16 protein-coding genes are annotated in these 21,036 nt (G+C 57.5%); 11 read left to right on the top strand and 5 right to left on the bottom strand.

Going from position 1 to position 21,036, the window contains the following annotated elements:
- Position 1 precedes the first annotated feature (1 nt).
- On the bottom strand, positions 2-946 hold the full coding sequence (locus AC0B60_RS06325; protein WP_465085172.1) for a DUF58 domain-containing protein: 945 nt from the start codon (positions 944-946) through the stop codon (positions 2-4).
- A 10-nt stretch (positions 947-956) separates the two neighbouring features.
- Entirely contained in the window at positions 957-1,919 is a 963-nt protein-coding gene (locus AC0B60_RS06320; protein ID WP_465084918.1) for an AAA family ATPase, read from the bottom strand.
- A gap of 144 nt (positions 1,920-2,063) precedes the next feature.
- Here AC0B60_RS06320 and AC0B60_RS06315 point away from each other — a divergent pair, with 144 nt between their 5' ends.
- From AC0B60_RS06315 to AC0B60_RS06290, 6 genes are all read left to right on the top strand, one after another.
- Entirely contained in the window at positions 2,064-6,950 is a 4,887-nt protein-coding gene (locus AC0B60_RS06315) for an NAD-glutamate dehydrogenase (RefSeq protein WP_465084917.1), read from the top strand.
- A gap of 64 nt (positions 6,951-7,014) precedes the next feature.
- Positions 7,015-7,692, top strand: coding sequence for a carbonate dehydratase (gene can / locus AC0B60_RS06310; RefSeq protein ID WP_465084916.1), 678 nt, complete (start codon positions 7,015-7,017; stop codon positions 7,690-7,692).
- Positions 7,693-7,816: 124 nt separating this feature from the next.
- Positions 7,817-7,990 carry a hypothetical protein gene (locus tag AC0B60_RS06305; protein ID WP_465084915.1) on the top strand — a complete coding sequence of 58 codons (174 nt, stop codon included), beginning with the start codon at positions 7,817-7,819 and terminating at the stop codon, positions 7,988-7,990.
- A gap of 107 nt (positions 7,991-8,097) precedes the next feature.
- Positions 8,098-9,144, top strand: a complete 1,047-nt coding sequence (locus AC0B60_RS06300; protein WP_465084914.1) for a methyltransferase — start codon at positions 8,098-8,100, stop codon at positions 9,142-9,144.
- Positions 9,145-9,226: 82 nt separating this feature from the next.
- Positions 9,227-10,078, top strand: a complete 852-nt coding sequence (locus AC0B60_RS06295) for a UDP-2,3-diacylglucosamine diphosphatase (protein ID WP_465084913.1) — start codon at positions 9,227-9,229, stop codon at positions 10,076-10,078.
- Between the two features lie 164 nt (positions 10,079-10,242).
- Positions 10,243-11,385 (top strand): class I SAM-dependent methyltransferase, encoded by a 1,143-nt coding sequence (locus AC0B60_RS06290; protein ID WP_465084912.1) that lies wholly within the window; start codon positions 10,243-10,245, stop codon positions 11,383-11,385.
- On the opposite strand, the gene AC0B60_RS06285 is transcribed toward AC0B60_RS06290, so the two are convergent.
- Positions 11,364-11,978, bottom strand: coding sequence for a riboflavin synthase subunit alpha (locus AC0B60_RS06285; protein ID WP_465084911.1), 615 nt, complete (start codon positions 11,976-11,978; stop codon positions 11,364-11,366). The two genes, AC0B60_RS06290 and AC0B60_RS06285, sit on opposite strands and share 22 nt — an antisense overlap.
- 208 nt (positions 11,979-12,186) lie before the next feature.
- On the opposite strand from AC0B60_RS06285, the gene AC0B60_RS06280 reads away from it, so the two are divergent.
- From AC0B60_RS06280 to AC0B60_RS06260, 5 genes are all read left to right on the top strand, one after another.
- Complete coding sequence (locus AC0B60_RS06280) at positions 12,187-13,101, top strand: hypothetical protein (protein ID WP_465084910.1); 915 nt, start codon at positions 12,187-12,189, stop codon at positions 13,099-13,101.
- 61 nt (positions 13,102-13,162) lie between these two features.
- Positions 13,163-13,837, top strand: a complete 675-nt coding sequence (locus tag AC0B60_RS06275; RefSeq protein ID WP_465084909.1) for a TetR/AcrR family transcriptional regulator — start codon at positions 13,163-13,165, stop codon at positions 13,835-13,837.
- A 57-nt stretch (positions 13,838-13,894) separates the two neighbouring features.
- The gene (locus AC0B60_RS06270) at positions 13,895-14,401 is read left to right on the top strand and encodes a L,D-transpeptidase family protein (protein WP_465084908.1); all 507 of its coding nucleotides are present in this window, start codon (positions 13,895-13,897) and stop codon (positions 14,399-14,401) included.
- 32 nt (positions 14,402-14,433) lie between these two features.
- Positions 14,434-15,687: a mechanosensitive ion channel family protein gene (locus AC0B60_RS06265; protein ID WP_465084907.1), complete on the top strand. Its 1,254-nt coding sequence runs from the start codon at positions 14,434-14,436 to the stop codon at positions 15,685-15,687.
- 2 nt (positions 15,688-15,689) lie between these two features.
- Entirely contained in the window at positions 15,690-16,472 is a 783-nt protein-coding gene (locus AC0B60_RS06260; RefSeq protein WP_465084906.1) for an S-methyl-5'-thioinosine phosphorylase, read from the top strand.
- Here AC0B60_RS06260 and AC0B60_RS06255 read toward each other — a convergent pair.
- Both AC0B60_RS06255 and mfd read right to left on the bottom strand, forming a co-directional pair.
- Positions 16,453-17,313 (bottom strand): CsiV family protein, encoded by an 861-nt coding sequence (locus AC0B60_RS06255; RefSeq protein WP_465084905.1) that lies wholly within the window; start codon positions 17,311-17,313, stop codon positions 16,453-16,455. The two genes, AC0B60_RS06260 and AC0B60_RS06255, sit on opposite strands and share 20 nt — an antisense overlap.
- Positions 17,314-17,360: 47 nt before the next feature.
- Positions 17,361-20,867: a transcription-repair coupling factor gene (gene mfd, locus AC0B60_RS06250; protein ID WP_465084904.1), complete on the bottom strand. Its 3,507-nt coding sequence runs from the start codon at positions 20,865-20,867 to the stop codon at positions 17,361-17,363.
- Positions 20,868-21,036: the final 169 nt, after the last annotated feature.

Below are 21,036 nucleotides of genomic sequence, written 5' to 3'. Positions count from 1 at the left end.
GTCATCCGATGTGACCTCGGGGGCCAAGCAGTGCTTGCAACGCCAACGCGGGCTGGTCGCCGGTCATGACGCTGGCGGGTTGTACTCCCGCCGTTCGAAAGCACTCATCAAGGGCCTCAGTATGCTGGCGAACCTTGTCCGCATAGGCCTTCTGAAAGCGAGGGTTGCTGCTGTCGAACCATACCGGTCCGTCCTCGCCGGCAATGGCGAAGCGACCGCTTTCAGGCAGCTTCAGTTCCAATGGGTCAACAATTCTCAGTGCACTGACCGTGTTGTGACGTGCCAGTGAACCGAGTAGCCGCGACGTTTCAGTGGTAATGGACAGGAAGTCGCTGATGACGAATATGCGGCTACCGGTATGAGCCACCCGGCGTGCTTCTCGCAGTGCAGTATCCAGGGTGGCGTTTTCCGCGCTGGCGGCTGCGTCGGCATTCGAGTTGCGCGTGCTTCTTTGCTGTCTTGCCACGGTGTCGAGGAACCGCAGTACCGATTTCTTGCGCCGCGCCGGGCGCTGTACAGTGAGCTCGTTGCCATTGAAAACGATGCCCCCCACCTGGTCGCCAGACCAGAGGGCAAGCCAGGCCAGGATGCCAGCAATCTGGGCGCCGCGGACCTGTTTGTAAGCGCCGGTGCTGGCGAAAAACAGTGAAGGCCCGAGGTCGCAAAGCAGGAGCACGGGGCGCTCGCGCTCCTCCTCATAGAGCTTTGTGTGTGGCGACTGCCGTCGGGCGGTCACCCGCCAATCGATGCTGCGGATATCATCCCCAGGCTGATACTGGCGTACTTCAGCAAAGGCCATGCCTCTCCCGCGACGGGGAGAGCGTTGCAAGCCGGCTTGCCGCGACCTGACCGGACGGGCAGCAGGCAGCTTCAATGCGCGCGCGTCTGCTTGCAGGCGAATGAGGCCGGAAAGGGGAATATGGGTTGCTGGCTCTTCGGGTGTCATGGTCACGGTGTCAGGCTGTTACCGGAACACGGTCTATCAGGCGCTGGATAATGGCATCTGCAGTCAGGCCTTCGGCTTCGGCTTCGAACGTCAGCAGAATACGATGGCGAAGGACATCGAAGGCAATGTTCCGAACATCGTCCGGGCTGACGTAGTCCCGTCCTTCCAGCCAAGCCATAGCCCTGGCGCAGCGATCCAGCGCAATGGTGCCTCGTGGGCTGGCACCAAAGGCCGTCCAGCGAGCCAGTTCCGGATCGAGTGACGCTGGGTCACGGGTGGCGAGTACCAGGGCAAGCAGGTATTGCTCGACGGGCTCTGACATGTAGATGTCGGAAATCGCATGCCGGGCCTCGAAAACCTGTTCGGCCGTCAGGCGGACTTCGGCGGCAATCTGTCCGCGGCGGTAGTCGTTACGCGCCAGATGGAGGATCTCTTTCTCGGCCACGGCTGAGGGGTAGTCAATCACCACATGCATCAGGAATCGGTCGAGCTGGGCTTCAGGCAAGGGGTAAGTGCCTTCCTGTTCGATGGGGTTCTGTGTGGCCATTACCATGAACAGGCGATCCAGAGGGAACGTACGCATGCCGACACTGACCTGGCGTTCGCCCATGGCCTCGAGCAACGCTGACTGTACCTTGGCCGGTGCGCGGTTGATTTCGTCTGCCAGCACCAGGTTATGGAAGATCGGGCCGTGCTGGAACTCGAATTGTCCGGTTTCGGCTCGGTAGATCTCACTGCCGGTCACGTCGGATGGCAGCAGGTCCGGAGTGAACTGGATGCGGTGGAAGTCGCCTTCGAGGTGGTCGGCGAGGGCCTTGATGGCAGTGGTTTTTGCCAGGCCGGGAGCGCCCTCTACCAGAAGGTGGCCATCGGCCAACAGGGCAATCAGCAAACGGTCCACCAGTTTTTCCTGGCCAATGATCCTTTTTGCTAACTGAGACCTGAGCTCTCCAAACGTATGCTGTAATGCCATGGGGGGTGTCCACTCCTACTGCAGAGACGGTTCGCGTAAGTAGATGCCGCAGTTTTCGCATCTGTGGGGCAAAAATCAAGGCTTTGACTATGCTTATGTGACGGTACACCGATTACGTTTATTTCACACTCACAGAGGTCGACTATGAATGCGCTGACGATCGCCAGCAAGGAACAGTTTTTCCAACAGCTGGACGAAGCTTTCGCTGAAAAAATAGCGAAAACCGAAGCGAAAAAGATCAGTGAATTCGCGAAGCAGCATTATGCTCACATTCCTCTTGAAGAACTTATAAGTCGACGATTTTCCGATACCTATGGGGCTATCCTCGCAGCCTGGCAGTTTCTCCAGAAACGGTCCGCCGAGGAAACCCCTGTGTCCGTGTTCAACCCGGACCTGGAAAGTGACGGCTGGCAGTCAACCCACACTGTCATTTTCATTCTCCATCCGAACATGCCGTTCTTGATCGATTCCCTGCGAATTGCCATTAACCAGCGGGAAATCGGTACCCACTCCATTCAGCACTCTATCCTTCAGGTGGAGCGGGACACTCACGGCAAACTGAAAAAACTGCATCCTCCGAAAAAGAAGTCCGCCAATGCCAGCTACGAGGCGTTCATTGTGCTGGAGATTGACCGACACAGCAGCCCGGAAGACCTGAGATCGCTTGAAGAGGTGCTGCAGACCATTCTTCACGAAGTCCGCATAGCGGTCAGCGATTTTCCGATTGTGACTGAAAAAGTCAATGAAATCAGCCGGGAGTTGGATAATACCACGGCTGGTATTGACGAGGAGGGAAAGGAAGAGGCGAAGGCGTTCCTAGAGTGGCTGGTCAAGGACCATTTCACCTTCCTCGGCTACGACGAATACGATTTCGCCAAGGACAAGAGCGGACTGGTGGTCCGCCGTGTGGAGAATTCCGAACTTGGTATCCTGCGGGTGAACAACGAGCGCCCGGATCGCGTTCGGCTCAATGAACTGCCACAGCGCACCCGGCATGAAATGACCCGCACCGACGATATCTTCATTTTCGCGAAATCGGCCCAACGTTCGCGGGTTCACCGTCCGGCGTATCCGGACTACATCGCCGTCAAGAAGTTCAACAGCAAGGGCGAAGTGGTCGGCGAGCGCCGTTTCCTGGGGTTGTATACCTCACGGGTCTACAACGAGCGCCCGGATGAGATTCCTCTGTTGCGCCGCAAATTCCAGACGGTCATGCGGCGTTCGGGCTTCCTGCGTGATGACTACGCGGGTAAGGAGCTGGATCAGATTCTCACGGTGTACCCCCGGGACGAACTGTTCCAGATAGAGCCCGGAGAACTGCTGTCCATCGCCAAGAGCATTCTCTACATCCAGGAACGTCGCCGTATCGAACTGTTCATGCGGGAAGACGTGTATGGCCAGTTCGTGACCTGCCTGGCGTTCTTCCCCAGGGATATCTACAACACGGAGTTGCGCCTGAAGGTAGAGCAGGTGTTGTTGGAGACCCTGGGTGCCGAGGATATCGAATTCGTGACGCATTTTTCCGAGTCGGTTCTGGCGCGGGTGCAGTTCACGATACGGGTGCCCCAGGTGGAAAACCGGCAGCTGCCGATTTCCGAGATTCGCGACAAGGTCATCGGGCTGGCGCAATCCTGGCGTGATGGCCTGTTGGAAGCGCTGACAGAAGCCTATGGCGAAGAGCAGGGTAACGAGATGTTCCGCGTATACTCCGGCGGTTTCCCTGCTAGTTATAAAGACATGTTTTCGCCCAGGCGTGCCGCCATCGATCTTGAGCATATATCCGGCGCGGCAGAGGAAGCGCATCTCACCATGAGCTTCTATCGGGCTCTGGAAGAGGATGAAAGTACGCTCCACTTTAAGCTTTTCTACCCGGATGAGCCGTTGCCGCTGTCAGATGTCATGCCCATTTTCGACAATCTGGGGTTCCGGGTGATCGGAGAGCACCCCTTTGAAGTCAGCGACCGGAAAGGCAAGACGGTATGGATACATGACTTCACTCTGCAGGCACATAGTGGGAAAGTCGTGGATATTCACCGTATCCGGCCCATTTTCGAGGATCTGTTCCGCCGCGTGTGGTACGGCGATGCCGAGAATGACGCCTTTAACCGGTTGCTACTGTCCTCCTACATGAGCTGGCGGGAGATCGCCTTGCTGCGGACCTATGCCCGTTATATGCGTCAGATCCGCTTTTCCAACAGTCAGACCTTTATCTCCAACACCTTGGTCAATCATGTGGACTTGACGCGGTCATTGCTGGAATTCTTTGAGGTGCGCTTCAATCCGGAGCGTTATCAGAGCGAGGGCAAAAGCGCAGCTGCGCAGCAGAAGCTTGAGATCGAGTTCAATGCTGGCCTTGACGAAGTGGAGAATCTGAGTGAAGACCGGGTGCTACGCCTGTTCCTGGAGTTGATGCAGGCTACCCTGCGTACCAACTATTACCAGCCTGATGGTGATGGCAATACAAAACCGTATATCAGCGTGAAATTCGACCCTTCATGCATTCCGGATATGCCGCTGCCCATGCCCATGTTCGAGATTTTCGTCTACTCACCACGGGTTGAGGGTGTGCATCTACGCGGCGGCAAGGTGGCCCGCGGCGGCTTGCGCTGGTCCGACCGGTTCGAGGACTATCGCACTGAAATCCTCGGGCTGGTCAAAGCCCAGCAGGTCAAGAACGCGGTCATCGTGCCGGTCGGTGCCAAGGGCGGTTTCGTGGCCAAACGCCTTCCGGACATGTCGGATCGCGAGGCCTTCCAGGCCGAGGGTATCGAAGCCTATAAGACCTTCATCCGTGGCCTTCTGGACATTACCGACAATCTGGGGGATGCAGGTATTCAGCCACCAGCCTCGGTGATCCGTCACGATGAGGATGACCATTACCTTGTCGTGGCTGCGGATAAGGGGACTGCAACCTTCTCAGACATCGCCAATGGTCTGGCGGCGGAGTACGGCTTCTGGATGGGGGATGCCTTTGCCTCCGGCGGCAGCAACGGCTATGACCACAAGAAAATGGGCATAACCGCCCGCGGAGCCTGGGTGTCCGTGGAGCGCCATTTCCGTGAGCTGGGCATCAACCCGGCGCTGGATGAGTTCACCGCCATCGGTATCGGTGATATGGCGGGAGACGTATTTGGTAACGGCCTGCTTTCCTCGGAAAAGACTAAGTTGGTTGCCGCTTTTAACCATGTGCATATTTTTATCGACCCGGCGCCGGACGCGGCCAAAAGCTACATAGAGCGTAAGCGCTTGTTCGAATTGCCTCGCTCATCCTGGACCGATTACGACACCAGCCTGATTTCCAAGGGCGGCGGCGTCTTCAATCGCAGCGCCAAGTCCATTCCACTCAGCCCGGAGATGAAGAAACTACTGGGCATCAAATCCGACCGTGTGCCGCCCAACATGCTGATTACCCATATCCTGAAAGCCCAGGCGGATCTGCTCTGGGTGGGTGGTATTGGCACCTACGTCAAGGGTCAGGGCGAGTCTCACGGTGACGTGGGGGACAAGGCCAACGATGCGGTTCGTATCAATGGCTCCGAGCTTCGTTGCAAGATTGTGGGCGAAGGTGGGAACCTGGGCCTGACGCAGTTCGGCCGTATCGAGTTTGCCTTGCGCGGCGGCCGGCTTAATACCGATTTCATCGACAACTCTGGCGGTGTGGATTGCTCTGACCACGAGGTCAACATGAAAATCCTGCTGAACCAGGCGGTTGCCATGGGTGACCTGACGGACAAGCAGCGCAACATCATGCTGGAGGAGATGACGGACGATGTCGCCGCTCTGGTCCTCAAGAACAACTATCGGCAGACCCAGGCCATCAGTATTGCCAGTGTGGGGGCCATTACCCGGCTCGAAGAATATCGCCGGCTGATGAACACCATGGAAGGCGAGGACAAACTGAACCGTAGCCTGGAATTCCTTCCCGATGACGAGACCCTGTCCGAGCGCAAATTGGACAAGAAGGGATTGACGCGTCCGGAACTGTCCGTGTTGATTTCCTACGTCAAGGGCGACCTCAAGCAGACCCTGATTGACAGCAGTCTGCCGGATGAGCCTTTGCTGGCCGGCGAAATGTATAAGGTGTTCCCCATGGATCTTACCCGCAAGTTCTCCAAAGAGCTGGGTGAGCACCAATTGCGCCGTGAAATCATTGCTACCCAGATCGCCAATGACATGGTCAATCACATGGGGATCACCTTTGTGGAGAGGCTAAAGCAGTCAACCGGCTCGGATGCGGCTTCGATTGCGCTGGCCTGGATCATCGCTCGTGATGTCTTTCGGCTGGACACCTGGTGGGACAAGGTGGAATACCTGGATTACTTTATCCCGGCCAAGGTTCAGATGGATCTGATGGGTGACCTGATGCGGTTGATCCGCCGCGCCGTCCGCTGGCTGCTACGCAACCGCCGGGCAGAACTCGGTATTCAGAGCCATATGGAGCGTTTCGCCGACAGCGTCTGGAAGATCACGGCCGACCTGCCGGATTACCTCGGGGAGCAGGCCTGTGCTGATTGGAAAAAACGCCATGACGAACTGGTTGGATCAGGTTTGCCGGAAGATCTGGCCTCTGTGGCGGCAGGCACCAACTACCTGTATTCCTCACTCGGTATCATTGAGGCCCGCGAGGCAACGGGTATGCCGCTGAAGACGGTTGCCAACCTCTACTATGATCTCGGAGATAAGCTGGATCTGAACTGGTTTGCTAACGCCATTGCCGCCCTGGTGCCAGCGTCTCACTGGCAGGCCCTGGCGAGGGAGAGTTTCCGTGAGGACCTGGACTGGCAACAGAGGGCCTTGACCACCGGTGTGCTCAAACTGGCTGACAAGCCTGGAGATGTCAGCAGCGCTGTAGACCGCTGGATGGCGCGGCACAGCACCATGATCAGCCGCTGGAAATCCATGCTGACGGAACTCAAAGGGGTACGTGAACCGGAGTACGCCATGTTCTCCGTTGCGTTGCGAGAGCTGCTGGACCTGGCCCAGACCACCATGCATGAACATCACGATAACTCCCTGACTCAGACCAGTTGATGATTGATTTATGTCGCCGATTGCCGTTCAATTCGGGCAACGTTGATCAGTGGGAGGAGGTTTGATGGGGCAGCTCGATCATTTGCTGGACAAAAACAAGGCCTGGGCCGATGGCATCAAGAACCAGGATCCTCAGTTTTTTAACCGCCTGTCCAACCAGCAGGCGCCGGAATACCTCTGGATTGGCTGCGCGGATAGTCGGGTTCCGGCCAACCAGATTGTTGATTTGATGCCGGGTGAGCTGTTTGTGCACCGAAACGTGGCCAACGTGGTGGTGCATACGGACTTTAACTGTCTGTCGGTGCTCCAGTTCGCCATCGACGTGCTCAAGGTCAAGCACATCCTCGTCGTCGGTCATTATGGCTGCGGGGGGGTTAAAGCGGCCCTGCACAACGAGGGCTTTGGCGTGATTTCGAATTGGCTTCGGCACGTTCAGGACGTTCGCGATAAACATCAGGACATCCTCGATGGTTTGCCGTCCGATGAAGACCGCGTGGACCGCCTGTGTGAGTTGAATGTGGTGGAGCAGGTTGGTCATGTCTGTCAAAACAACATTGTGCAGGAGGCTTGGCGTCGTGGACAGGCGTTAACGGTGCACGGATTTGTCTACGACGTGGCCGACGGCATCCTTCGGGATATGGGGCTGTCCATCAGCTCGGAGGCCGACCACGAGGCAGTCAAGCAAAATAGTATTGATGAACTGGTGTTACGCCCGGTCCGTGCGGGGCGCCATAAAAACTGACACAAAAAATGTAAAATTGTGTCAATTTTTCGTGACAGGCGTCACTTTCTGACCCGGCGCGTCATCACAGTTAACCTCCTGATGGGTTGTTACACTTAATTCGTAACATCTCAGGAGGTTAACTATGCGAGAGATCGTTCAGAAAGCGCTCAGTGCCATGAGTCAGCGTAAAACGACGCAATCCACCCAGGCTCGCCGCCGCACAGGTGAGACTACGCCGCAGCCCGAATCGGCGGAAGATTGGAGTATGTCGCCAGAAGACGCTTTGCGAGCTAACACTGTTGCCCGCTACAAGTAAGTGGCCGGAGCTGGAATTCGCCGGTTTCTGACCGTCAGGGCCAAGACTCTGAGTTCAATTCCGGTTAGAGTATCCCGCCTGTTATGAACGCCGGGATACGCTGATCAATGCCTGCACTGCCTAACTCCCACGAAGCCCTGCTCAAGAATCAGAATCTGTTGCGTGGTCGCCTGGCCATTATTGGCGTGGTTGACCCAGCGTTGCTTCCCCTGTTGTCGGGCCAGGGACTGACGATTTCCGAACATTTTGGCAATTACCAACAACTGCGGGCTGCCAGTGGCTGGACGGCCGCCTTTGGCTACGACGCTTCGGAGTTGTCACCGGGAACCGCCGACACCATGGTGGTGTTCCTCCCCAAGGCCCGATCTGAGTTGTCAGTAAGACTGGAGTTGGCGCTTTGGCTGGCGGCCGAGGGCGCTCGACTGGTCCTGGTGGGCGAAAAAAAAGAAGGTATTTCGGGCGCTGTGAAACAGTTGAAGGGGCTTGCACCTCAAGCGTCAAAGGCAGACAGTGCCCGTCACTGTCAGGTCTGGCAAGCCGATAGTCTGCCCAGGCGACCAGCGTTCGATCTTTCACATTGGCTTCAGTGGCATCAGGTTGAATGCGCGGGAATTGGATTCAGGGTGGCCGGTCTGCCCGGTATATTCAGTGACGGTGAGCTTGATGACGGTACCGCCATGCTGTTGCAAACCCTCGCCGATTCACCGTTGGAGAAAGGACCAGTGCTGGATTTTGCCTGCGGAGCAGGTGTTATTGGCACCTGGTTGCAGTTGCATCAACGAGCCAGAGGGCAGGGCACTTTTCCGGTTGAAGGCGTGGACGTGCAGTCTCAGGCCGTTGCCTGTGCCCGCGCGACTTATCGGGAGGCCGGCGTGGATGGCTTGATCCATGCTTCCAACGGTTTGTCTGGAGTTGAAGGCCGCTATGCCAGTGTTGTTACCAATCCACCATTCCATACCGGTATTCGCACCGATACATCCATGACTGAGCAGTTCCTGCAGGGCGTGGCAAAGCATCTGGAGCCTGGTGGTGAGTTACGCCTGGTGGCGAATACGTTTCTTCCCTATGAAACACTGATCCGTCGTCATGTCGGGCCGGTCAGGGCGATCACCAGCGATCGGCGTTTCACGGTCTGGTGCGCCCGCCGTCACTGAATTGTCGCCTGATTGTCATACGGCCGTCATTGCCATCGGACAAGGTACGAATAATCCTTGAGCAGGCCGGTGGGGGAAACCGATGCATCAATACCGGAGCGTTTTCATTTCCGATGTTCACCTGGGATCCGCCGATTGCCAGGCGGACTATCTTCTGGATTTTCTCGACAACATCAGCTGCGAGACCCTGTATCTGGTCGGGGATATCGTCGATCTGATTGCCATGCAGCGGCGGGTGCACTTCCCGGAAAGCCATCAGGCGGTCGTGAGGCGGTTTATAGCCATTGCCGCTTCCGGAACGCGGGTGGTTTATGTGCCCGGCAATCACGATGAGTTTCTGCGGCACTTCTGTGGCCAGACGCTGGCAGGCATTGAGCTGAGGCAAAAAGCCATCCACACCACGGCGGACGGTCGCCGATTCGTGGTCTGCCATGGCGACCAGTTTGATCAGGTGGTGCGATGCAGCCCGCTGATGCTGCTGGTAGGGGATAGGGCTCACGGCCTTCTGCTGCGGCTGAACCGCTGGTTCAATGCCTGGCGGCGCATACGCAGAAAGCCATACTGGTCCCTGGCGGCTTGGGTTAAAAGCCGTATCGGCAAGGCGCGGTCATTCATTCGACGCTTCGAGCTGGCTGCTCTGACGGCGGCGGAGCGCGGGCACTATGACGGTTTTATCTGTGGTCACATCCATTCCGCTGGCTTCCTTCGCAGTCAGGAAGGCCTGTACTGCAACGACGGCGACTGGGTAGAGCACTGCACGGCACTGGTGGAGCGACACGACGGTAAGCTGGATATTCTGCACTGGTCCGAACAGCCGGTCATCCTTGCTTCGGAGCCAGCGCAACCCGCCCCTGAATTTAGCGGCGGCCAGCGCCCTGTCATTGACGTGCTGTCGCCAGCGTTTATCGAAAGCATCAATGCGACGCCAAAATAGCTGTTTTATCAGGGCAAAAAAAAGCCCCTGGGGTGAGGGGCAAGAAGGTTTGCTACCACAACAAACGGTGCAACCTGAAATCGTTCTGTCAGAGTAGGGTTAATTTCTAGAGTAATCAGCCTAGAATGTCCGCAGTTTTCTGAAAGACGATGCGGATGCCTAAAATGACAAGTGAGGTTCTAACATTCAGTGGCGGGCGCTTGCTGCTGAGACGCCCCGGCGGAGGCCATACCCTTCGGGCCTGGGATGCCGCTGATGAGCAGCTGCTGGAGCAGGTTCTTGAGCGTTGCACTCCGCAGAGCCATCCACGGGTGTTGATCATTGATGACCAATTCGGCGCCCTGACCCTCGGCCTGGCGCCTTTTTCCCCTGTTTCCTTTTCGGATAGTTGTCTCCTTTCCGAGTCCCTGGTTATTAATGCCCCGTCCGATCTGCCTATTCCTGTTCCAAAGAACTGGCTGGAGCCGCCGGAGGGGCCCTTCGACCTAGTGGTTATGAGGATTTCCCGGCAACTGGACTACCTGGCGTGCTTGTTGCGATGGGTCAACGGCGTTCTGGCCCCCGAAGGCGTGCTGATTGCCGGTGGCATGATCAAGCATCTGCCGTCGCACAGCTCTGACGTATTCGGAGAGCTGGTCAACACCCGGGAAGTCTGTCCGGCTCGCAAAAAGGCGAGGGTGGTTGTTGCCGCTCGGGGTGTGCATACGTTGCAGGGGTGGCCGGATTTCTGGCGAGGATACCGGTTGTCGTCTCAACATGAGCTGTTGGGTATGCCCACGGTGTTCGCCAGAGGAAAACTGGATATCGGTTCGCGGCTGCTGCTGCCAGCCATTGAACGGAAGATTGCGGACCTCCCTCCTGGAGCACGGGTAATGGATCTGGCTTGCGGGAACGGTGTACTTGGGCTGACGGCTCTGGCCCGTAGTCCTGCACTTGAGGTTGTGTTTGCGGACGTTTCCAGTCAGGCGGTTGCCAGCGCGCGTCGCAACGTCCTGGCGGCTTTTCCGGAGGCTGTCGCGAGTTTTTACCACAGTGATGGTATTCCGGAGGCGATTGGCTGTTTTGATCTGGTGCTGTTAAATCCGCCGTTTCACGAAGGCGGTGTGGTTGGTGACCATATCGCCCTTCGACTCTTCAGCCAGGTGGCCCGGCAGCTGTCCCCTGGCGGCTGCATGTTGTTGGTGGGGAATCGACACCTGGGCTATCACCGCAGTCTTCGGCGATACTTCGGGCAGGTACGACAACTTGAAGCAAATCCGAAATTTGTGGTGTTCGAAGCCTCTGTTCAGGAGGGCGCTCGGTCATAACCCATTCGTGCCAGGGTGTCGACGATGGTCTGAGTCTGACTATCAATCTCAATGTTAACGCGGCCACCGACTGTCATGTCGGCAAAGGTGGTTGCACGCAGGGTCTCGGGGATCAGGTGAGCGTTGAAGCGATTTTCCGTGACGTCGCCAATGGTCAGGCTGGCCCCGTTGATGGCGATGTAGCCCTTGGGAAAAATATAGCGGGCCCATGCCTGCGGAACCTCGAATTCGATGGTGCAGTTGTTCTCGGGCCGGTCGATCGCCACGATATCAGCCGTGGTGTGCACATGGCCGGAGAGAAGGTGCCCGCCGATTTCGTCGCCTATCCGGGCCGCACGTTCGAAATTGACATGATCCCCCGGCTTCAGTTTTCCCAGAGTGGTCAAGCGTAGCGTTTCCTGCATGGCATCGAAATAGAGGTTCTGGCCTTCCTGTCGGGTCACCGTCAGGCACGTGCCGTCGATGGACACTGAGGCACCAATGGTCACGTTGTGAGCCTGATCCTCCGGAAAGCGGATGCTGAAGCTGCTCAGACCGGGCACGGCGGAAATCTCGTCAACGATAGCAATACCCTGAACAATGCCTGTAAACATGTCTCAACCTCGACTACTAGTGGCTGTAGCCGTCTAGGGCCACACTTGATGGGGGCAAGGATAGCGATCCTGCGGGCCGGTGCCAAGCCATCATGACCGTCTCGGGTATATCGCTGTGACTCAAGGATTCGAGCGGTTTGCCGATACACTGTATGGGCAGATGCAGACGGCAGCTATTGGCCCAGTGACTTATGACGGACAATCAACCATGGCAGAGAACGAAAGCGTACGCCAGAGCACCAGCGATACCGCGCGCGGGGGAGAGCCCCTGCTGCGTAGAGGTCGGCCTGCGGACCCGCGCCCGGAACCGGGTGATGGGGGGCGGTCGGACGCCGCTGCTACTGGTGCTGAATTTCCTGCCAATCGACCCGAGCGGGGAGCGTCGGCCTCAGCAGATCGGCTTGAGACTGACGAAATTCCAGCGAGCGATAAGGCTGGCGAGGAGTCGTCGACAGGTGACAATCCCCAGAATATCGAAAAAACCCTGGCTGAATCGCGTCAACGCAAGCTCCGTTTGATGCTGCGCCAGTGTGACCGTGTGTTGCTGCTGGATTTCGACTTGTTGGCTCTGCCGGATTGGCCGGATAACTACACACTTGCTGCAGCCCGGCGCAATCGTGACATCTGGCTGTTTGGTGCGTTGTTGGCAGCGGTGGTTTTTCTAAGCGGTATGACCGGCTTTGTGCCCGCGTGGATTGCTGGCGGTGGTTTTGGTGCCTTTGTCATCATTCTGCTATTGGGAGTGCCAGGTATTCGTCGCCTTTACACGTCGCGGCCCTCCTATCTGGATCTGGTCATCCGCCGTCAGAGGCTGCTTCGCGATGCGCGTAAGCACATCGAACATCTGGAAGGGAAAGAGGGGTTGGTGTGGCAGTGCGCTCGTATGGCCGAGTTTAACTCGGCTCTGAAAGCGACCCGATTCAGTGAACTGCTGGCATTGTCTGAGCGGCGGGTACTGGCTCGAAATCTGACCCGGCGGGAGCATATCCGCCTTTATCTGATCTACCTTCTGGAAGCTGAGAAAGCCTACGCCCGGGCGCAACAGGATTTCTTCGAGGGTCATCAGCAGGCCATTGACCGGGGCTGGTCATCGGTAGCTGCAGAGCCGGAGAACAGAGCTTGACATAGTTGCTGCTCAAACGTATGTTTCAAACAGACGTTTGCTTAGAGGCACTGATAATAAAATGGCTCAGTCTGATACGGTTGACCGAATTCTTGATGCAGCGGAAGAGCTCTTCGCCGAGCGGGGGTTCTCCGAAACCTCCCTTCGCATGATTACCAGTAAGGCTAAGGTAAATCTCGCTGCTGTCAACTACCACTTTGGTTCTAAAAACGCCCTCATCCATGCGGTGTTCGCTCGCTTCTTGACGCCATTCTCCGCCACGCTGGAAGATGCGTTCGATGATCTGGAGGCGAAATGCGACGGCGAACCGCCAACACTGAACCAGACTCTGTGGGCGCTAACTGAAAGCGCGGTACGCATGCCCCAGCGCAATGAAAAAGGTATTTCCATATTCATGCGCTTGCTTGGGCTGGCCTATACGCAGTCCCAGGGCCATCTTCGGAAATTCCTTGAGCAGGAATACAGTCAGCCGTTCAGTCGCTTTATGCGGCTGCTCAAGGAAGCGACACCACAATTGTCGGCGGTGGACCGCTACTGGCGCATACAGTTCATGCTTGGTGCCACAGCGTTTACCATGTCCAGTAGTGATGCCCTGCGGGATATTCTGCAGAACAAGCTTGGTGTGGAAACCACGGTTCAGGAAATTGCAGCTCGACTTGTACCCTTCCTGGCGGCGGGAATGCTGGCCGATGATGCCATGCTGGTACCGCCCGCCCATAAAACCTCGGTTGCCTGAGTTGCTCGCTCTCGGTTAGGCTTCCGGTTGGTTTGTTCGCCGGGAGCCTGACACCGAATGCCAAGACATCCTGTATCCACGCCTGTTCCCGGAATCGAGATCAGTCTCAGTGCGCAAACGCTGACGCTATTTCCCGACGGCTCATCAACGCCTCTATCCTATCCCGTTTCGACAGCCCTGAATGGTCCCGGTGAGCGTCAGAGCACTGGATGCACACCCAGAGGGCGGCATTACGTGCGCGCGATGGTTGGGGGTGGTCTTCCCTTGAATACCGTATTTATCGCGCGCCGCCCCACTGGCGAGGTTTATTCCGAAAGGTTGGCGCTTCAGTCTCCCGAGCGTGACTGGATACTGTCCAGAATCATCTGGTTATGCGGACTTGAGTCAGGGAAAAATCGTGGCTCCGGGGTCGATAGTTTTCGCCGGTTCATATACATTCACGGCACACCGGATACTGAACCCATGGGCGTTCCGCGCTCCCATGGCTGCATACGCATGAGGAATACCGACGTTGCTGACCTGTACGACCGTGCCTGGCCGGGCATGCCGGTCACAATACGATAGCGCCGGCGGTTGTCAATAAACCGAGGGAAACGATGATCGAAGAAGCACCTTCCATACTCAATACCTGGATTCAGGACTGGAATCTGCTGTCAGAAAACTGGCGAGTAGGGCTCGTGGTTTTCGCCCTGGTGGCCGGCACCGCCGTGGTTGCCTACATTGCGAGTTTCATCGTGGGCGCTGTCGAACGGCGTTTCCAGAAAACCGACAACCTCTGGGATGATGCCTTGCTTCACGCCGCGAGGAAGCCGGTGGTGGCGTTTGTCTGGCTGCAGGGTGTGTTCTGGGCCGCAGAGGTCGCCCACCACTACTCGGAAGCTGAAATCTTCTCGGTCAATAAGACCATCTTGCAGATTGGCTTTGTCTTTTTGCTGGTGTGGACGCTGCTTCGGCTAATCAAGCAGGGGGAGCAGATTCTCGCCTCGCCCCTGAAAATGAAAAAGCCGATGGACTACACCACGGTCAATGCGGTGAGCAAGCTGTCTCGAACCGTTGTTATCATCACGGCGGTATTGATTGCCATGCAATCTCTTGGCTACAGCATATCCGGGGTGCTGGCCTTCGGTGGTGTTGGTGGTATCGCTGTGGGTTTTGCCGCCAAGGATTTGCTGGCCAACTTCTTTGGCGGGTTCATCATCCACCTGGATCGGCCATTCAAGGTTGGTGACTGGGTTCGCTCTCCCGACAGAAACATCGAGGGAGTAGTCGAGCACATTGGCTGGCGGCTGACCACGATTCGTACCTTTGATAAGCGCCCGCTCTACGTGCCGAATGCCACCTTTACCACCATCGCGGTGGAGAACCCCTCACGCATGCATAACCGCCGTATCTCTGAAACCATCGGTATCCGCTACGTGGATGTCAGTGGCATGGCTGAGGTCGTGGCAGACATCCGTTCGATGCTGGAGAGCCATGAGGATATCGACCAGGACGAGACCCTGATCGTGAACTTCCTGGCCTTTAACGACTCGTCGCTGGACATTATGGTGTACACCTTTACCAAGACCATCGAATGGGTAAGGTTCCATGAGATCAAACAGGACATACTGCTGAGGATCAGTGAAATCATCGAAAGCCACGATGCCGAGGTTGCCTTTCCGACTCGCACGCTTCACCTGCCTGATGGTGTGCGTGTCGCGGCGAACGGCAAGCAGGCAGAAGATCGCGGCGATTCGGATTCCTCAAATGAGGCCGTTGCCGAAGATGTTGAGCAGGGGCGCGCGCCTGTCTCGGGGAGCAGGCACTCCTCGGAAACACGTGGTGATAGCAACCAGGCTGACGGGGACTGATTATGGGTGCGAATAACCAAATCGCCCCCGTGGGGATCATCGGGGGAACCGGGCTCACGACGTTGTCTGGATTGGAGATTACGGGTGAGTGGGTTGTCGACACGCCCTGGGGTGAGCCGTCATCGGTTTTGGTGGGCGGACTCCTTGGGGATCAGCCGGTGGTGTTCCTGTCACGCCATGGAAACCCCCATCGCATTCCTCCGCATCAGGTGAACTATCGCGCCAATCTCCATGCCCTTCATCAGGCAGGAGTGCGTACCGTAGTCGGCGTTAATGCCGTTGGTGGGATTCATGCCGATATGGGGCCTGCCCATATCGTGATTCCCGATCAGATCATTGACTACACATGGGGCAGGGCGGGTACGTTCTTTGAGGGCGAATTGCAGGAAACAACGCACATCGACTTCACCTTTCCATATTCTGAACTGGCCCGGGTGCTGTTGATTGATGGAGCCCGTGCAGTGGGGTGTCCGTTCTCGGATTTCGGTGTATACGGCGCGACGCAGGGGCCCAGACTGGAGACTGCGGCAGAAGTACTTCGCCTTGAGCGGGACGGCTGTGACCTTGTGGGTATGACGGGAATGCCGGAAGCGGCGCTGGCGGCGGAACTGAAGATGAATTACGTCTGCCTGGCGCTGGTGGTCAACCGAGCGGCGGGTAAGTCAAACCACATCATTACAATGGAAGAGATCGAGGCTGCTATCGGCCTGGGCATGTCCGGCGTCAAGCGGATCCTCGAAATTTCCATCAGTGGCCTGGGCGCCCTTACTTCTCAATCTTCTTGAAGAACACCAACACGCCAATAGTGGGGGAGTCGAGGAAATGGACCTCCTCGCTACGCATGCGGCGTGTTTCCCTTATCCAGGTAACCAATTGCGCCTTTGGCTGGTTGGCACTGGAAACCTGCACCTGATCTGCTTCTGCAATGTCGCCTCCCGCGGCCATTGAGGCCAGTGAGTCTCGGGCTTCATCGTTTTCGACGGTGGGCTGGTCGTTACCTGTGTTGCCCTTACCCTGGCCGAGTGCAGCCTTTTGTTGTGACAGGGGCTGCCAGTGGTTGAGGTGGACATCCACGTGGAGATAGCGTTGTCGATCGATGGTGATGTGGCCTTCCACTTCGCGGTGTCCGGCATCGGCGAGCCAGTCGCCGATAGCGACCCTCAGGGGGGCTCCGTCAAAATCGGGGGGGAACGACTGGTACCACCCTGTGGCCAGGAGTATCCGGAAGCGACCACTATTTTCCAGCCGGTTGGCGGCTGATTGAAGGTGAAGCTGATTTCGTGAGACCAGCTGCCGAGTGGTTTCCACGTTGCCGTTGCGGTCCACGGCCCGAAGTACGTCATTGATGTCAGTATTTGGCGGCTCAGGAATGCGGCTGGCCATTTTCTCATTGACGTCGGCCGGGTCGACGATCCTTTCGAGGATCACGAACTCAGCCCGGTAGTAGTCCTCACGGGGGGGCTGGGCTTGCGACGCAGCGTTGTCACGCCCCTGTTCTTCGGATGTTGCGCCTGCGGCGGGGCCGGATGATTCCTGGGCTGATACCCAGGGTGACAGGGCCAGCAGGGCCGCCAGAAATAGGGCTGGTGTTCCGTACAACGGTTTACCGGGCGTTCGCAAGGGCATTGCTCCAATGTTCCTGTTAATCATCAGGGGGCGCTGAACCAGTTGTGTCAGGAGGCCAGCTGCCCCAGCATGTCGGAAATGCCGTCGAGTTTACCACTGGTTGAGGTATCCTTCAGCCGGAAACGGAAACTGTTGGCGCCTTCCAGCCGATACTGGTCTGGAGAGGATTGCACTTTCTTAACCAGAACCAGTGGGTCCACCGGCGTAGAACTGCCGAATTCCAGCCTGGCCCATTCCTTTCCAGCGTCCACCTTCACGATTCCCAGGGCTTCTGCGTGGATCCGGAGCTCAGACTGTCGAATCAGGTTTTTTGCCGGTTCCGGTAATAGTCCGAAGCGGTCGATCATTTCAACCTGAAGTTCTTTTAATCCATCTTTATCGTTCACGCTGGCGATTCGCTTGTAAAGCATGAGCCGGTTATGGACATCGGGTAGGTAATCGTCGGGAATCAGCGCCGGTATGCGAAGGTTCATTTCCGTACCGTGGCTCAACGGCAGCTCTGCGTTAGGGGTTCTGCCGTCGCGTATTGCCTCCACGGCTTCGTCCAGTAGCTGCATGTAGAGCGTAAAACCAATGCTTTCAATCTGACCGCTTTGTTCTTCCCCCAGCAGCTCCCCGGCGCCGCGAATTTCGAGATCGTGGGTGGCCAGCATGAAGCCAGCGCCCAGGTCCTGTGCCTCCGAGATCGCTTCGAGGCGCTTTTTCGCGTCTGTGGTGATGGACCGGGGTGGTGGTGTCAGCAAATAGGCGTAGGCCTGATGGTGAGACCGCCCCACACGGCCGCGGAGCTGGTGCAGCTGTGCGAGCCCAAACTTGTCCGCGCGTTCAATGATAATGGTGTTGGCACTGGGAATGTCGATGCCGGTTTCAATAATGGTGGTACACACCAGCACGTTAAAGCGCTTGTGATAGAAGTCCGACATGATCTGTTCCAGCTCGCGCTCGCGCATCTGGCCATGGGCAACGCCCACGCGTGCTTCCGGGATCAGTTGGCGCAAATCCTCGGCGGTTTTCTCGATGGTGGCCACATCGTTGTGCAGGAAGTACACCTGACCGCCACGGAGTACTTCCCGCAGGATGGCTTCCTTGACCATGGCCTCGTCCCGCTGCCTCACAAAGGTCTTTACCGATAGGCGTCGCGCGGGGGGCGTGGCGATGATTGACAGGTCCCGCAGGTGCCCCATGGCCATGTTAAGGGTGCGGGGAATCGGCGTGGCAGTCAGGTTCAGCATATCCACTTCGGCGCGCAAGGCTTTCAGGCGTTCTTTCTGCTGTACACCGAACCGGTGTTCTTCATCGATGATCACCAGGCCCAGGTTCTTGAACCTGATGTCGCCTTGGAGCAGTTTGTGGGTGCCAATCACGATATCGGCTTTGCCTGCTTCGATTGCTGCCATCGCTTTGGTGGTTTGCCCGCCGCTCCGGAAGCGGCTGAGCAGCTCGACATGAACGGCGGTATCCGAGAAGCGGTCGCGAAAGGACTCGTAATGCTGCTGAGCCAGCAGGGTGGTCGGCACCAGCACAGCGACCTGCTTGCCGGAGTACGTCGCCATGAAGGCCGCGCGCATGGCCACTTCGGTCTTGCCGAAGCCAACATCGCCGCAGACCAGTCGGTCCATGGGCTTTTCGCTGACCATGTCCTCGAACACGGCCTCAATGGCCGCCTGCTGGTCCGGGGTTTCCTCAAAGGGGAAGCCGGCGGCAAAGGCGCGGTACGCCTCTTTGGGGTCTTCAAAGGCAAAACCCTTGCGGGCTTCCCGGCGTGCGTAGACGTCCAGCAATTCCGCCGCGGTATCGCGGATTTTCTCCAAAGCCTTTTGTTTGGCGTTGCTCCAGCGGTCCGTGCCCAGCTTGTGTAGGGGCGCATGATCAGTATCCGCACCGGTGTAGCGGGATATCAGGTGCAGGCTGGAGACCGGTACATAGAGTTTCGAGCCCCCGGCGTATTCCAGCATCAGGAACTCGCTGGCTTCGCCTTCAACGGTAATGGTTTCCAGGCCCTGGTACCGGCCAACGCCATGGTCTATATGAACCACCGGCGCACCAATGCGCAACTCGGACAGGTCCCGGTACCCGGCGTCGTCCGCCTCCGTTGGCTTTTCCCGGCGCCGACGCTGCAGCACGCGCTCACCAAAGAGTGCTGTTTCGGTGATCAGAGCGATGTGATGGTCTGGCAACAGCAACCCATATTCCATGGGTGCGACGGTAATGCCGAGGGTGGCAGACGGGTCGCTGACAAAGGCCTGCCAGTGTTCCAGAGTTGACAGTTTGAGGCCATGGTCGGCCAGGTTCTCAATCAACGCCTCACGTCGGCCGGAGGATTCTGCGCAGATCAGGACCCGCCCGTGGAACTCACTGATAAAGCGCTTGAGGCGGCCGGCCGGGTCCGCGGCACGGCCATCCATTGCGACATCAGGCATAATGTCGGTCTGGCAATTCCTGCCGCCGGCGGACTCAGTGGTTTCCGTGGTCATCGTTACTCGGGGAAATCCCTTGAGCAGACCGAAGAATTCATCTTTCTGAAGGAAAAGTTCCGCTGGTGGCAGGATAGGGCGCATCCGGTCGTGGCGGCGGTCCTCGTAGCGGGCGCGGGTGTCGGCGTCGAAGGCGTCAGCGGCCTCGTTGAGCCCGGACGCTGTGAATACCAGAGTTTCTCCAGGCAAGTAGTCAAACAGTGTTGCCGTCTGCTCGAAGAACAGGGGCAGATAATACTCTATCCCCGGCGGTGTAATGCTGTGGGTGACGTCCTGGTAGATCGGGGCGTCCTTATCGGCGTGCGGAAACTGCTCAAACCACCGATTGCGGAACCCTGATCGGGCTTCCTTGTGCCAGGGAAACTCGTTGGCGGGCAACAGCTCAATTCGTTCAATTCTGTCGATCGAGCGCTGGGTTTCCGGGTCGAAGGTTCGCAGTGTTTCAATTTCGTCATCGAACAGGTCAATGCGGTAGGGGCGGGTGGCGCCCATGGGGAAGATGTCCAGGATGGCCCCGCGTACCGCGTATTCGCCGTGTTCATAGACGTTATCGGCGTGCCGGTAGCCCGCAGATTCCAGTTGCATGCGCCAAGTGTCGATATCCAGTGACTGGCCAACCTCAAGAAGCAGGGTGTTGCCCTGCAGGTAACTGACCGGAGGCAACCGATGCATCAGGGTGCGGGCCGGCACCACCAGGACGCCGTGGTTTGTCGTTGGCAACCGGTGCAAGGCCCGGATTCGGCGAGAGGTAATGTCCTGGTGTGGCGAAAACAGGTCGTAGGGCAGGGTTTCCCAGTCGGGCAGCGATAGCAACTCGAGACCATCCGGCGTAATGGCCGGTTGATCTTCATCGGTGGGCAGGCCCAGATAGAATCGCATGGACTGCTCGAGGCGGATGGATTCCTCGGTGCTACGGGTTATTACCAATGTCAGACCCTGGTGGGCCCTGGCGCTCTCGCAGATGGCCAGGGCGTCACTGCTGCCATGCAGTTGCCCCCAGATGCGATGATCCGCAGCCTTGACAGGTGCGACCGGCGCAACCAGTGCGGGATGGCTGTCGGAGTGGGCGGCGTGCGTCATGGGCGGGATCTTTCTCCTGAGTACAGTAGGGTCTGGGAGTGGCGAGGCGCGTATTCTACCGGCCCGATGCTTCGCTGTCATGACAGCAGGACGACAGTTACGAAAGGATTAACGGGGTGTATTTGCTGTCTGAGAAATAACGTTGGATAATATGGCCCCTATTTTCCAG

The sequence above is a fragment of the Marinobacter sp. V34 genome, from assembly GCF_055524115.1.
This window is presented reverse-complemented; position numbering and strand designations above follow the sequence as displayed.

What these genes read in the sequence shown, in the direction of transcription:
- AC0B60_RS06300 (WP_465084914.1), top strand. Translation starts at nt 8,098, where the DNA reads ATGCCTGCACTGCCTAACTCCCACGAAGCCCTGCTCAAGAATCAGAAT.
- AC0B60_RS06270 (WP_465084908.1), top strand. Translation starts at nt 13,895, where the DNA reads ATGCCAAGACATCCTGTATCCACGCCTGTTCCCGGAATCGAGATCAGT.
- AC0B60_RS06320 (WP_465084918.1), bottom strand. Translation starts at nt 1,919, where the DNA reads ATGGCATTACAGCATACGTTTGGAGAGCTCAGGTCTCAGTTAGCAAAA.
- AC0B60_RS06315 (WP_465084917.1), top strand. Translation starts at nt 2,064, where the DNA reads ATGAATGCGCTGACGATCGCCAGCAAGGAACAGTTTTTCCAACAGCTG.
- AC0B60_RS06265 (WP_465084907.1), top strand. Translation starts at nt 14,434, where the DNA reads ATGATCGAAGAAGCACCTTCCATACTCAATACCTGGATTCAGGACTGG.
- AC0B60_RS06305 (WP_465084915.1), top strand. Translation starts at nt 7,817, where the DNA reads ATGCGAGAGATCGTTCAGAAAGCGCTCAGTGCCATGAGTCAGCGTAAA.
- AC0B60_RS06280 (WP_465084910.1), top strand. Translation starts at nt 12,187, where the DNA reads ATGGCAGAGAACGAAAGCGTACGCCAGAGCACCAGCGATACCGCGCGC.
- AC0B60_RS06255 (WP_465084905.1), bottom strand. Translation starts at nt 17,313, where the DNA reads ATGCCCTTGCGAACGCCCGGTAAACCGTTGTACGGAACACCAGCCCTA.
- AC0B60_RS06290 (WP_465084912.1), top strand. Translation starts at nt 10,243, where the DNA reads ATGACAAGTGAGGTTCTAACATTCAGTGGCGGGCGCTTGCTGCTGAGA.
- AC0B60_RS06285 (WP_465084911.1), bottom strand. Translation starts at nt 11,978, where the DNA reads ATGTTTACAGGCATTGTTCAGGGTATTGCTATCGTTGACGAGATTTCC.
- AC0B60_RS06260 (WP_465084906.1), top strand. Translation starts at nt 15,690, where the DNA reads ATGGGTGCGAATAACCAAATCGCCCCCGTGGGGATCATCGGGGGAACC.
- AC0B60_RS06275 (WP_465084909.1), top strand. Translation starts at nt 13,163, where the DNA reads ATGGCTCAGTCTGATACGGTTGACCGAATTCTTGATGCAGCGGAAGAG.
- AC0B60_RS06325 (WP_465085172.1), bottom strand. Translation starts at nt 946, where the DNA reads ATGACACCCGAAGAGCCAGCAACCCATATTCCCCTTTCCGGCCTCATT.
- AC0B60_RS06295 (WP_465084913.1), top strand. Translation starts at nt 9,227, where the DNA reads ATGCATCAATACCGGAGCGTTTTCATTTCCGATGTTCACCTGGGATCC.
- mfd (WP_465084904.1), bottom strand. Translation starts at nt 20,867, where the DNA reads ATGACGCACGCCGCCCACTCCGACAGCCATCCCGCACTGGTTGCGCCG.
- can (WP_465084916.1), top strand. Translation starts at nt 7,015, where the DNA reads ATGGGGCAGCTCGATCATTTGCTGGACAAAAACAAGGCCTGGGCCGAT.